General features: G+C 36.0%; 13 protein-coding genes and 1 tRNA gene. 7 read left to right on the forward strand and 7 right to left on the reverse strand.

Annotated elements, in window-relative coordinates; translation table 11 throughout:
• Nucleotides 1–10: 10 nt before the first annotated feature.
• The 6 genes from LB076_RS02185 to LB076_RS02210 form a co-directional block, all read right to left on the reverse strand.
• On the reverse strand, nt 11–2,107 hold the full coding sequence (locus tag LB076_RS02185) for a peptidylprolyl isomerase (RefSeq protein ID WP_066335413.1): 2,097 nt from the start codon (nt 2,105–2,107) through the stop codon (nt 11–13).
• Between the two features lie 90 nt (nt 2,108–2,197).
• Complete coding sequence (locus LB076_RS02190; RefSeq protein ID WP_066335417.1) at nt 2,198–3,457, reverse strand: hemolysin family protein; 1,260 nt, start codon at nt 3,455–3,457, stop codon at nt 2,198–2,200.
• Nucleotides 3,458–3,460: 3 nt separating this feature from the next.
• Complete coding sequence (locus tag LB076_RS02195; protein ID WP_066335419.1) at nt 3,461–3,655, reverse strand: hypothetical protein; 195 nt, start codon at nt 3,653–3,655, stop codon at nt 3,461–3,463.
• A 21-nt stretch (nt 3,656–3,676) separates the two neighbouring features.
• Nucleotides 3,677–4,231 carry an LPS export ABC transporter periplasmic protein LptC gene (gene lptC / locus LB076_RS02200; RefSeq protein ID WP_066335421.1) on the reverse strand — a complete coding sequence of 185 codons (555 nt, stop codon included), beginning with the start codon at nt 4,229–4,231 and terminating at the stop codon, nt 3,677–3,679.
• Nucleotides 4,232–4,269: 38 nt separating this feature from the next.
• The gene (gene bamG, locus LB076_RS02205) at nt 4,270–5,520 is read right to left on the reverse strand and encodes a BamG family beta-barrel-assembly machinery protein (RefSeq protein ID WP_066335424.1); all 1,251 of its coding nucleotides are present in this window, start codon (nt 5,518–5,520) and stop codon (nt 4,270–4,272) included.
• Entirely contained in the window at nt 5,513–6,247 is a 735-nt protein-coding gene (locus LB076_RS02210) for a type III pantothenate kinase (protein WP_066335489.1), read from the reverse strand. The genes bamG and LB076_RS02210 overlap by 8 nt, the downstream gene beginning before the upstream one ends.
• Nucleotides 6,248–6,347: 100 nt before the next feature.
• Here LB076_RS02210 and LB076_RS02215 point away from each other — a divergent pair.
• The 3 genes from LB076_RS02215 to LB076_RS02225 all read left to right on the forward strand — a co-directional run bounded on the left by LB076_RS02215 (nt 6,348) and on the right by LB076_RS02225 (nt 8,860).
• Nucleotides 6,348–6,420 (forward strand) — tRNA-Phe (locus tag LB076_RS02215).
• 401 nt (nt 6,421–6,821) lie between these two features.
• Entirely contained in the window at nt 6,822–8,039 is a 1,218-nt protein-coding gene (locus LB076_RS02220; protein WP_066335425.1) for a BaiN/RdsA family NAD(P)/FAD-dependent oxidoreductase, read from the forward strand.
• Between the two features lie 86 nt (nt 8,040–8,125).
• Nucleotides 8,126–8,860, forward strand: coding sequence for a hypothetical protein (locus LB076_RS02225; protein WP_066335426.1), 735 nt, complete (start codon nt 8,126–8,128; stop codon nt 8,858–8,860).
• An 82-nt stretch (nt 8,861–8,942) separates the two neighbouring features.
• Here LB076_RS02225 and LB076_RS02230 read toward each other — a convergent pair whose 3' ends face one another.
• Entirely contained in the window at nt 8,943–9,419 is a 477-nt protein-coding gene (locus tag LB076_RS02230; protein WP_066335429.1) for a TspO/MBR family protein, read from the reverse strand.
• A gap of 140 nt (nt 9,420–9,559) precedes the next feature.
• On the opposite strand from LB076_RS02230, the gene LB076_RS02235 reads away from it, so the two are divergent.
• The 4 genes from LB076_RS02235 to LB076_RS02250 all read left to right on the forward strand — a co-directional run bounded on the left by LB076_RS02235 (nt 9,560) and on the right by LB076_RS02250 (nt 13,333).
• Nucleotides 9,560–10,648, forward strand: coding sequence for a diphosphomevalonate decarboxylase (locus LB076_RS02235; protein WP_066335432.1), 1,089 nt, complete (start codon nt 9,560–9,562; stop codon nt 10,646–10,648).
• A 64-nt stretch (nt 10,649–10,712) separates the two neighbouring features.
• Nucleotides 10,713–11,651 carry a mevalonate kinase family protein gene (locus LB076_RS02240; protein WP_066335437.1) on the forward strand — a complete coding sequence of 313 codons (939 nt, stop codon included), beginning with the start codon at nt 10,713–10,715 and terminating at the stop codon, nt 11,649–11,651.
• A 70-nt stretch (nt 11,652–11,721) separates the two neighbouring features.
• Complete coding sequence (locus LB076_RS02245; RefSeq protein WP_066335439.1) at nt 11,722–12,675, forward strand: geranylgeranylglycerol-phosphate geranylgeranyltransferase; 954 nt, start codon at nt 11,722–11,724, stop codon at nt 12,673–12,675.
• A gap of 217 nt (nt 12,676–12,892) precedes the next feature.
• On the forward strand, nt 12,893–13,333 hold the full coding sequence (locus tag LB076_RS02250; RefSeq protein WP_066335442.1) for a hypothetical protein: 441 nt from the start codon (nt 12,893–12,895) through the stop codon (nt 13,331–13,333).
• The last annotated feature ends 102 nt before the right edge of the window (nt 13,334–13,435 follow it).

Genomic DNA, 13,435 nt, shown 5'->3' on the forward strand with positions numbered 1-13,435 from the left:
TAATATATTATTAGTAATTAAACTGTTTTCTATTGTCTTCAATAGTTGCATTATCTTTAAGTGCCGGCAATACTCTATTGGCATATCCAGCAGATTGCGATTTTAATTTAGATACATATGGTGTAAAATCTTTTAAAGCAACCGCTTTTAAGGTAGCCATATTTTTAACCACATATACTCCTGTATTGCCTTCAATTGGGGCAGAGATTTTATTTTTTGCTAAAGCAAAAGCAGTACCTACCACTTGAGCTTCTTGTCCAACTGCTCCTAATGTAGGATTGTCTAGAGTAACATCCGTTGCTTGCTGTACGCTTGCTCCTACCGTTTTGGCAATAGCCTCTAGGGAACTTCCTGTCATTTTTGCTTTTATGATTGCTGCTTTTTTCTTGTTTTTAAGGATTGACTCTACATAAGACCTTCCTTGTGTCACAGATACCAAACCAGAGTCATCAATGCTTTTTACACGAGCAATTACATGCCCTACATTGGCAACTTCAAAACGTTTAACGGCACCTATTTCAGAATCTTTTTCGAAAGCCCATCTAACAATTGTTCTTTGGTTCCCAAGGGTTCCAAAGTTTTCTTGCATGGCAGATACTGTTACTGGGGCAGCAATAGTAAGTCCCATTTCTTTTGCTAGTTTCGCAAAATCTTTTTCGGCAGCTTCCATCTCAAATTTGGTAGATTGGGTAAAAATCCTGTCTGCTGTTGCCTCAGATGCTTCTACTTTCTGTGCTACTGTAGCCAACTTGATCCCATCTTGTTTATCTGTGATTTTTATAATATGAAAACCAAAATCTGTTTCTACTAAACCTATTTTGCCAATGCTGTTGTTAAAAACAAAATCATTAAATGGTTTTACCATTTGGTTAGGTCCAAAGAAACCTAAATCCCCACCTTGTTGTGCCGAAGAATCATCGGAACTTGTAAAAGCCATCATTAAAAAACTGTCTGGATTAGCTGTAATTTGAGCAAATAATTCTTGTGCTTTTTCCTTGGCTTCTTCTTTGGTTCTTTGCTCTTTTTGGTTAGGCACCTTTGTTCCTTGGTAGCTAATCAAAATATGACTTGCCTTTGCAATAACGCCTGCTTTTTTACCCATAGACTTAGATATACAGTAATATTTTCCGTACATATAAGGCCCATAAACTTCGCCAGGAGCTAAATTAAATAATTTATCTGCATCTATAGCTGGTAAGTCTTTTTTGGCTACATAGGTAGAATCAAAGGCTACATCTGAATTAGTATTTACAAATTCAATCGTATTCTTTGCTGTTTTAAATCCAGACAAAGTATCGTTTTTGTTGGTCTCTTGATTGTAAACTACGCTTCCGTTCAAAAGGCCTGTAATTTTAGTTTTAACTTCTTCTACGTCTTGTTTAGAGGCTTTGTCTTCTATTAAAACGTATTCAATTTCACGAGATTCATCTGCTTTAAATTTTTTCTCGTTTTTCTTCATATAGGCTACAACTTCATCATCTGTAATTTTTACATCACTGTCTTTAACGGTAGAATACAATCCAGCAACATATGCAAAACTAACTTTGTCAGCCTCCATTTGGTATTGTAGTTTTCCTTCGGCTTGTGTAGTATATACTGCTGCTTTAATTAAGGTATTGTAAATTTGATACTTTGCATTTAACTCGGCATCTTTTTCTCTTTCTTTTAAAAATGGTGCTTGTGCAGGATTGGTTTTAAAATATTCCTTAAACTTAGCCAAATCAAAAATACCCGCAGCATTTAGAAACAAAGGGTTTTGCCCAATATTTTGATCTGCTTTTAACACCTCCAAAATATGTTTTTCGCCAACTCTTAAACCTAGTTTATCAAATTCTGCAGTTAATAATGCTACCGAAACCTCTTGGTCCCAAACTTTATTGGCTGCAGCGGTTGACGAAATTCCTTCGCCACTTTTTTCAACATTACTTACCTTAAGTCTAAAGTCTTCAAATGAAACACCATTTCCATTAATACTTCCTACGTCTTTTGATGTACTGTCAAAACTACCGCTTTTGAATAAATCACCGATGATAAATGCAAATAAACCTAATGCTATAACTGCAATCATTAAAGCGGAACGTTGTCTAATTTTTGATAAAACTGCCATTTGTTATTGTTGTTAATTTTATATTCAGTTTGCGAAAATACAATTATCTAAGTAATAATTATACTAGTAGGGTTTTATTTTACAAAAAAATTACTCTTTAACGGTTAATTTAACTAATTCAATTTTTTTGTTTGTGGCTTCTTCTATTTGAAAATGATAATTCCCGATGGTGATTTCTTCGCCAACAAGAGGTATTTCTTTGGTAAAATCTACAATGAAACCTCCTAATGTTCCGTAAGAATCACTCTCCGGAATTGCTAATTTGTAGGTCTGGTTTAAGTATTCTACATCAAAACGGGCAGAAAAAACATAATTATCCTCTGCCAACACCTGTTCTATTAAGGCTTCGTCGGAATCGTGTTCGTCCTCAATTTCGCCAAAGAGTTCTTCTACTATATCCTCAATGGTTACTATCCCTGAGGTTCCGCCATATTCGTCCAGTACTACGGCTACACTTTTTCTTTTTTTGGTCAGCAAGCTCATCACGTCTTTTATAAAAACTGTCTCCGGAACAAACTCCACCGGAATTATAATAGACTGTATGGTTTTTGGTTTTTTGAACAAATCAAAAGAATGCACATAGCCCAAAATATCGTCCAACGAATTTTGATAAATCAATACCTTGGAATAGCCCGTTTCAATAAATAAAGCTTTTAATTCTTCTACGGTTTCAAAGATATCCATGGCAACAATTTCGGTACGAGGACTCATCACGTCCCTGGCTTTTACACTCGAAAAATCTAACGCATTTTGAAACATTTGAATTTCAGAATCCACCTCATCTTCATCTTCAACAGAACTCATTTGCTCCGTAATGTAATCTCCAAGTTCTATTTTACTAAAAAACAAAGGAATTTGATCGCCATCTGTTCTAAAAAATTTTTTTAAAACAAAATCCGAAACCCAGATAAAAAAGGTAGAAATAAAGTAAAAAAGCTGGTAAAAAAAATAGGCAGGAATAGCAAAAACCTTAATCAAAACATTGGCATAGATTTGAAAAAAAACTTTTGGTAAAAACTCCGCCGTCAACAAAACCACCATGGTAGACAAAATGGTCTGGAGCAGCAAGTTAGAAAAGTCCGAAAAATTGTACGCCAAAGAATCCATCCAACGCATTAACAATTCGCCCATAAAGAACCCATAAACCACTAAGGCAATATTGTTGCCAATAAGCATTGCTGCTATAAATTTGGAGGGTTTTTCGGTAAGTTTTGTCAGTATTTTGGACAGAAAATTATCTTGTTTTTTTTCAATCTCAAGATAAATTTTATTGGACGAAATAAATGCAATCTCCATTCCTGAAAAAAAAGCACTCAGTATTAAGCATAGTATAATAATGCTAATTTCCATAAACTAGGATTTTTTGTTGCGATCTTCCATCCTTTTGGCAAATTTTCTTCTAAAGAAAAACATAAAAATAGCCAACCCTGCTATTAGCAAGCTCAACAATGGCGTTGCTAAAGGATCGTTCCATTTCATTACACTATCATAAACAAAATAGCATGCAAAAATAAGGTAAATATATGGGGTAAATTTCATGTAGCTCATACTGGTGTTTTTTTGGTTTTTTTATTCTGCTGACTCAATTGCAGCGGTTATTTTTTGGGAACGTACTACTTTAAAGTCTCTACTAAAATCAATTCCTTGACCATTAGAAACTCCTTTTGCATCCGTAAATTTAAATTTTTTTTCTGTAAAAAACCATTCGTTCTTTTGGTCATAATACAATTGCTCGGTCTCTAACAACTGCCCTTTTTCGGTGGCTATTTTTACTTTTCCTTGTAGGTCAATAATTCCAGTTTGTTTGTAAGATACGGCATATCTGGCCGTAACTCTAGTCTTGGATGCATTGGCGTCATAAAAAGTAACATCTATCCCTTTAGGAAACTCGGTAAAAGGAAAATCTACCGTGGCAAAGTCAAGCATTTTGGGACTTATCAAGACTACCTTAACCAATCCAGAATCGGTGTATTTTAAATTTACATTATCGGCATCGCCGTTAGGGGTAAATTCAGTAAAATTAATTTTTTGTACTTCTTTAAAATTACTCTCACACCCAAAAAACAGAGTCACAGCTATTGCCGTGACTACAGGTACTATTTTGTATTTTTTAGATAAAATCATTTATAGATAAGGGCTCAGAGTTATAATAATTACCAATACTAATCAAATTTTCGTTTTTGAAACCACTTATCATTAAAGGAAAGCCCAACACTAATATTGGCGTAATCCTCACGCACCAAACCAGCTGCGGCTGTACCTCTTCTGCCTAATTCTAATCCTACATTAACATTGGAGAAGCTTCCGGTAATTGGCATTCCAACTCCTACGGTTATTGCCATGTCGTTTATAGATTTGGAGTTAACCATTAGGCCTGTTTTTTCGTATCTAAAACCTCCTCGGTAAACAATTCGTTCGAGATAGTTATTAAAAGAGGCATAATTAGGAATAAAATACCCTCCTAGACTTATACTACCATAACGACCATACCCAACATTATCGACTGCATTGTACGTATTGGCCTCTGCGGTTGCTTTTTGATACGCAACTTTTCCGCCAACGAGCCATTTTCTGGACTCTCCAACACCTGCGCTTAAAGACAACTTACTAGGGAATGTTAGTTTTTTCTCTGTTTTTTCTTCCAGCAAAACATCTACCACTGTGGTATCAAAAGCATAATTATAAAATACCGTAGCAATATTGCGGGTGTTCTTAGAATTTAACGTGCTTTCTAAACTATAATTTATACTGCTATAAAAGTTTAATTTTGGGGTGATTTTTCTTTTATACATTGCGCCTAGATTAAAATTTACTCCAGACAAAGTAGAAGTACTTAATTCTCTAGAACCCAAAGTCACTCCAGTTATGTACTCTAGATTATTGGTTTTTATAGTTCCAAAATTATAATTAACATCAGCACCTACATTAAAATTAGGCGTTATTTTATAAGCCGCACCTACAAATGCCTTATTCAAACCTCCAGAACCGTTGTATCTGCTGTTATTCTGATCCGCTACAGAGGCCAAAGATTGTATTTTGTAGCCAACCGACGAATAGGGAACCAAACCAAAACCTACACCTAATTTTCCTAAAGGCAATCCTACGGCAAGATAATCTAGAGTAGTTCTGCTTGCTTTTTCTTCCTTGGAGTTAGATTGCAGTTTTGTACCGTTATAGGTTGCTCCAACGGTAAAACTTGTCAATGCTAGATTGGCAAAACTGGCAGGATTTTCTAAATTAATATGGATACTATCTTGCTCTACTGCAACTCCAGCCATGGAACGGTTCTCTACTGTCCCTTTAAACATTAGCTCTCCTATACCATAAAATGAATACGGAGAAGAAGCGCTTTCTTGAGCAAAGGAAACTAGTGTAAAAAGCAAACAAGCGCTTAGTATAATTTTTTTAATCATTTTTGATTTTATATTGAAATGTTTGGTACAAACTCTCTAAAAGAAAATTTGAATTGGCAAATATGGTATTTTTTAATCGTTTAGCCAAAAATTCTGTATCGCCACCCGTTAAAATTATTATAAAATTTGAATCAAGTGCCTTATATTCTGCAATAAATCCATCTATTTCATAGACCAATCCATTTACCACTCCAGAATGGATAGAAGAGTCTGTGGTAGTACCCACAAAACCATCTGGATCTGACAAGCTGAGCAAGGGTAGTTGGGAGGTATGCTGGTGCAATGCTTGGTACCGCAAACGCAAACCTGGAGATATAGCACCACCCAAATAATTGTCTTGAGCATCAATAAAATCGTAGGTAATACAGGTTCCGGCATCAATCACCAATCGGTTTTGACCCGGAAATTGCAACGTAGCTCCAGAGGCCAACACCATCCGATCTATGCCTAGCGTTTGTGGCGAGGCATAGTGGTTGTTAAAAGGAAAGTGATCTGTTCTGGAAATAAAGAAAACAGCAACACCATTTGCAGCGTCCAAAAAGGCTTCTTTGGGCGTATGGACCACCGAAGCAACTACAATAGCGTGTATTTTGGGAAAACGAACCAATAATTCTGTAATTTTTTTTGAAAGTTCTTTTGTCTCAAAAACAAACCACTCCAGAACACTATCTTGCTCAAATACAGCTGCTTTAGCCCTGGTATTCCCTACATCAATTATCAAAATCATATACTGCTTTTTGTATCTTGCGAAGGTAAGCATAGATTTTTTTTTAAAAAAGCATTGTGTAAACAAAAAAACATTATATATTTGCAACCGCAATAAGCAAGGTACCTTAGCTCAGATGGTAGAGCAATGGACTGAAAATCCATGTGTCCCTGGTTCGATCCCTGGAGGTACCACAAACAAGGCTGTTCTTAAAAGAACAGCCTTTTTTGCTTTTTAAAACCAACGTCGAACGCCAAACCACTGCCCATAACGTATTCTAAAAGCCATTTGCATTTAGCACCAATTCTATACAATGGGTGCTTTTTAATTTTAATTACCTTTGTCCAAAAAAGCAATAGCATGCTAACAATTGTTCCTCGGGCTGCCAACCCAAATAACACATTGTTTGGTTTTCAAAAAAGCAACCAATCCCCGAACAAGTAGCTACCAAAAACAGAAAACACAACAATAAAAACTTCTGTTTTTTGCTTAAAACCGAAGACATAATCCGACTAAAAAGCGACCATCCAGAACCAATCCTTTGCGATTAGCCCGACAGATTGCCGCTTTTGCTTAAAGCAAAAATAACAAAAACATGAATCACGATTTTAACATTCTAATAGTAGGCGGTGGTGCAGCAGGATTTTTTACAGCCATTAATCTGGTAGAAAAAAATCCAAAACTAAAAGTAGCCATACTAGAGCGCGGTGCCGATGTATTGCAAAAAGTACGCATCTCTGGAGGCGGGCGTTGCAATGTAACTCATGCATGCTTTGAACCTAATGAATTGGTACGCTTTTATCCTCGTGGTGAGAAAGAACTCCGCGGCCCCTTTCATCAATTTTGCTCAGGAGACACTATGGAATGGTTTGAAAAACATGGCGTAGCACTAAAAATTGAAGACGACGGAAGAATGTTTCCGGTTTCTAACTCCTCCCAATCTATTATTGATTGTTTTTTAGAAGCCACTCAAAAACTAGGCATCAAAATCCTGACTGGACAAAGCGCGCAATCCATATTTAAAAAAGACGAGCTCTGGAAGATAGAAACCCAGTCCGAAAATTATATCGCCGAAAAATTAATCCTAGCCACCGGAAGCAACCCAAAAATATGGGAAATGCTACAAACCTACGGTCATGGCATTGTAAATCCAGTTCCTTCTTTGTTTACCTTTAATATCAAAGATCCCAGAATTAAAGACTTGCCTGGCATTGCTACACTAGCTACCGTAAAAGTAAAAAACAGCAAACTCGAATCTACTGGTCCGCTATTAATCACCCATTGGGGAATGAGTGGCCCTGCGGTTTTAAAATTATCGGCTTGGGGAGCCCGGATTTTGCACGACCAAAAGTATCAGTTTGCCATTAATGTAAATTGGCTAAACAACGTTACGGCCACAGATGCCGATAAAAAGCTAAAAGAAATCAAACAAGAACACGCCAAGAAAATCGTTTCTAAAAAATCCCCCTTTGAATTACCTAATCGTTTGTGGGAAAACCTAGTGCTGGCAGCCAAAATTCCGGCCGAAACCAAATGGGCAGACATCTCTAAAGCACAACTACAGGATTTGTCCCAAGAGCTAACTAATGGAACCTTTCAGGTCAACGGAAAAAGCACCTTTAAAGAAGAGTTTGTTACCGCTGGCGGAATAGATTTAAAAGAAATTAATTTTAAAACCATGGAAAGCAAACTGCATTCTAACCTTTATTTTGCTGGCGAAATTGTCAATATTGATGCCATTACAGGAGGATTCAATTTTCAAAATGCATGGACTAGCGGATTTATTGTAGCAAACGGAATTGCAAATAGTTAGGATTAATTAACAGTCTTTTGCAGATTTACTAAGTTTTCATTAAGAAAATCCTAATACCTTTACTATCCAGTTATTAGATGCTACTTATGAAACTAAAATTACTGCTTTTTTTGCTGTTTTCTTGTGTGTATGCTGGTTTTTCGCAAATTATACACGGAAAAGTAAGCTGCGCAATGTATCCCGTTTTTAACGCCGAAGTCATTAATGCCAACACCAAAGTGCTTGCCACTACCGATACGCAAGGCAAATTTAGCATTGCTGCAAAAACTGGCGACGTGCTTGTTTTTATATCCAAAGAACACTACCTAAAAAAGAGCAGCGTGAACCCTAACCTATTTACAAACGGAGAATGGGTTGTTGAATTGATTTTAAAGGCAGAAGAACTGAAAGAAGTACTCATTACTAATATGCCATCTATAAAACTAAGCACCAACACTACATACGAACAAACCAAAATAGACCAATATGCTTTAGAGAAAAGAGCAACCACTCCAAAAGTACTAGGAGTGTATACTGGCGAGTTAGAAAACAGTCCGAATCTTCAACGAATTGCCGGAATGCTTGTAGGTTTATTTACCAAAGAAAAAGAACCCATCAAAAAAGAAGCTCCTCCAATTCTATTCAAAGATTTAGCAAAATCCAGTTGCAAAGAGTCGTATTTTTTAGAAGAATTGCAACTCAAACCAGATCAAATAGATTTGTTTCTGGAATTTTGTGATGCCGACCCCAAATCCAAAACAGCTACAGGCAACACACTGCATATAATGGATTTTTTGTTTTCCAAAAATATAGAATTCAAAAAACTAGCCCCTAGTCACTAACCAACACAAACCTAAATCCTCTTTGGCAAGACTATATAAGCTCCCTAATTTCGGATTTTTTGGATTAAAAAACTCTTGGAGATTACCTATTTAGCCACCAAATACTGGCATTCAAAACCATCGCAAAACTTACCCAACCCAAATAGGGCAAAAACAAATAGCCTGCAATTTTATTAATTTTAGAAAATTGGTTGTAGGTCTCTAAAATCATTAGCCACAACAGCACTATCTCAATTCCGGCCAACAAAACATTATGCAACCCAAAGAACAAATACGACCACAAAGAATTTAACCCCAACTGAATGGCAAAAACCATCAAGGCATTCTTGACCAATTCTTTTTCAAAATCCATGCGACTCCAAACCAGCCCCGCAGCAATCCCCATCAGGATATAGAGCATACTCCAAACGGGTGCAAAAATCCAATTAGGCGGATTAAAACTTGGCTTTATTAAGGTAGGATACCAAGTTAGAATCTCAGCACGGGTTATAATTCCGGCAAAATACCCTACAGCCAAACAAGTAACAACAATGGTGAGTATTTTAGTAATTTTATTCATGTGGTATTTATTTAATCGTATTTAAAAAGGCGCAAACAAGGCTTGCTACCACAAATTTAAGCAAACTTTTTGTGCATTAATTCAAATAAAGCAAAAACCTATAAAACAAAAAAAAGTATCTTTGTAAAAATTTATAATTCATGGTAACAACACACTATTTTATACCCAAAAAACACACTTCCTCTTTAGAAAATGGCAGCTTTCAATGGAGTGCTCCCAGCAATATTGCTTTAGTAAAATATTGGGGCAAAAAAGACCAGCAAATACCCGCAAACCCATCTGTGAGTTTTACCCTGAACCACTGCAAGACCATCACTAAATTGACTTTTGTCAAAAAAGAAAACCAAAACACACTTTTGTTTGATTTGCTTTTTGAAGGGCAACCAAAAGAAGATTTTAAACCCAAAATTCAAAAATTTTTAGAACGAATAGAAAAATACCTGCCCTTTCTAAGAGAATACCATTTTACAATAGACACCCAAAACACGTTTCCGCATAGTTCTGGTATTGCCTCGTCAGCATCTGGAATGGCAGCATTAGCGCTGTGTTTAATGAGCCTAGAAAAAGCTCTAAATCCAGCAATGACAGACGATTATTTTTATCAAAAAGCTTCTTTTTTGGCACGATTGGGCTCTGGGAGTGCTTGCCGAAGCATAAAAGGACAGCTGGTTGTATGGGGACAACAACAAAACATCACCGGAAGTACGGATTTATACGGCATTCCATTTCCAAATGCGGTGCATGCCAATTTTAAAAACTACCAAGACACGATTTTGCTGGTAGATAAGGGCGAAAAACAAGTTTCCAGCACCCTAGGACATGATTTAATGCACCAACATCCGTATGCCGAAAGACGTTTTGAACAAGCGCACGAAAATTTGGATACATTGCAAGCCATTTTTGAAAGCGGGGATTTAGACCAATTTATTAAGGTGGTAGAAAGCGAAGCCTTGACCCTACACGCCATGATGATGACCTCAATGCCTTATTTTATCTTAATGAAACCCCGTACTCTTGAAATCATTTCTGCCATTTGGAGCTTCCGCAAAGACACAAAAATACCCGTTTGTTTTACACTCGATGCTGGTGCAAACGTACATGTATTGTATCCCGAAGCAGTGGCCGAAAAAGTTTTGCAATTTATTAAGGATAAATTAGTTGGCTTTTGTCAAAATGGGCAGTACATTTGTGATCAAATTGGAGATGGCGCATTGCCAATGGCTAATTAGTGGCAAACCAGTGGCAACTTTTATTAAATAAAACAAATTACCAATTGTTAATTCACAAGTAATTATGAAAGGACCTTTATTTTATTCAAAAATACTACTCTTTGGAGAATACGGAATTATCCGAGACTCTAAAGGGCTATCCATTCCGTATAATTTTTATAATGGTGCGCTAAAAAGAGACGAAAATCCTTCGGCAGAAGCCTTGGAGTCTAATGCAAGTTTGAGCCGTTTTGCAACCTACCTAGAAAGCCTACAAATACAGCAACCAAAATTAGTTGCTTTTGATATCGCTACCCTTACAAGCGATATTGCCTCGGGGATGTATTTTGATTCGAGCATTCCGCAAGGATACGGTGTGGGAAGCAGTGGCGCATTAGTTGCTGCAATTTATGACAAATACGCCCAGAACAAAATCACGGTTTTGGAGAACTTGACCCGAGAAAAATTGTTAGAATTAAAAACTATCTTCTCAGAAATGGAGAGCTTTTTTCACGGTAAGAGTTCGGGACTAGATCCTTTAAACAGTTATTTAAGCATTCCTATTTTAATCAATTCTAAAGACAATATTGAAGCAACCGGAATCCCCAATCAAAGCTTGGACGGCAAGGGTGCAGTGTTTTTGTTGGACTCCGGAATAGTAGGCGAAACCGCACCAATGGTCCACATCTTTATGGAAAACCTAAAAGACAAAGGCTTTAGGGCTATGCTAAAAAATCAATTTGTAAAACACACCGATGCTTGTGTGGAGAATTTTTTGGGCGGAGACATGAAATCCTTGTTTAGCAATACCAAAAAACTATCTAAAGTAGTATTGAGTCATTTTAAACCCATGATTCCGGAACAATTTCATGCCATTTGGCAAAAAGGAATTGACACCAATGAGTACTACCTAAAATTATGTGGTTCTGGCGGTGGCGGCTATATCTTAGGTTTTACCCAAGATTTAGAACGTGCTAAAATTGCCTTGAAAGAATACAAGCTTGAAGTGGTTTATCAATTTTAATAGCACTTCAGAAAACAAATGAAAAGCTTAAAATTCTTTGTGATTTTAAGCTTTATTATTTTAAGACAACATGGTATTATCCCAAAAACAACAGCTTTTTTTAAAAAAAACAATCAGTTTGTTCTCTGTAGTTAGAGGATACAATATTCCTATTATTATTTTGGCCCAGTATCTTTCGGCTATATTTATTTTAGCTCCTGAGAAAAGAGCCATTGCGGTTTTGTTGGATTTTAATCTGTTTTTGCTCGTTTTTGCCTCTGCAATTACGATTGCCTCTGGGTATATTATTAATAATTTTTATGATAGTCAAAAGGATTTAATCAACCGACCCAACAAATCCATGTTGGATACATTGGTGCGTCAATCTACAAAACTCCGGGTGTATTTTTGGTTGAATTTTTTGGCGGCTCTACTGGCATTGCTGGTTTCTTGGCGGGCGTTGTTGTTTTTTTCTGCTTATATCTTTTTAATTTGGCTGTATTCGCATAAAATAAAAAAATACCCCGTGGTGGGCAATGTGACGGCGGCAGTGATGGCGGTGATTCCTTTTTTTGCCTTGCTGTTGCATTATTATAATGACATGAGCTTTGAGGAAATAGAAACCTACAAAAGTCATTTTGCGGTAATATTTGCACATGCTTGTTTTTTGTTTTTATTATTGCTAATCCGAGAAATGATTAAGGATTTAGAAAATATTAAAGGAGATTTGGCCAACAATTACCAAACTATTCCGATCCGTTTTGGCGAGAAGATTTCTAAAACAATCATTAGTGTGCTGACGCTTTTAACGGTGGTGCCGGTGTATGTTTTAATTGATGTGTATGATGTGGGGTATATGGATATTTATTTTTATTGTTGTTTTATAGTACTGCTTTTCTTTTTGAGACATCTCTGGAAACACAATACTAAAGCGCAGTATGTGTTGCTTCATAATGTTTTGAAATTTCTTATTGTGGCGGGAGTGTTTTGTATTGTGCTGATTAATCCGTCTGTGTTATGGAACGGAAAAGAATTGTTGTTCTAAAAAAAAAGATTCTTGAAGCGGTTTTCTAGCCCCGATTGAAACGGCATCCTTTTACTTTTTTCTTTAAAAAGTAAAAGATAGAGTGGAAAGCGGGAAATTGCTCCTGAAAAAAAGTCGCATTTTGTAACGGACTATCCAATAGATGGCAGATATTTTGTCGGAGAACGGAGAATTCAATACTTTGATAAATCAATAAATAAAAATTGCATTCTTAACTATGAAAATACTAATGGATAATATGCTTTATCTAAATAAATCAAAAATTTTATTAATATTTACAGCTCTTTTCTGCTCAAATATTTATTCTCAAAATACAATTTTAGGAGAGTATTGTCGTAAAAAAACATATGATTCTACAGGAATTGGTGTAAGGAAAAATTGCTATATATTTAAAGTTGATATGGCGTTTGAACAACAAGTTTCAACTGATATTCTAATGATATTTACTGGAAAATACTATATTACAGGAGGTAAATTAATTTTAGTATTCGATAATGAAAAACCAAAAGAAGATGTTTTTGATATACTTAAGAATGAAAATGGTAAACTAATTATTCGATATAAATGTTTAGATTGTAAAAGTAAAAAAATAAAACTATTTAAAAAAATAAAAACATCTGCCAACAGCCGTTTGGCAAGATTGCGAATTTTGTGGTAAGTTCACGTTTACGTTTCGCAAGAAATTTTATCTTTAACAGAAAATATAAGGTTACGAATTTCGCAACCTCGCCAAGCGGGGACACGATGGCCCGCATTTTAG

Source organism: Flavobacterium crassostreae (assembly GCF_001831475.1).
Classification (GTDB): domain Bacteria; phylum Bacteroidota; class Bacteroidia; order Flavobacteriales; family Flavobacteriaceae; genus Flavobacterium; species Flavobacterium crassostreae.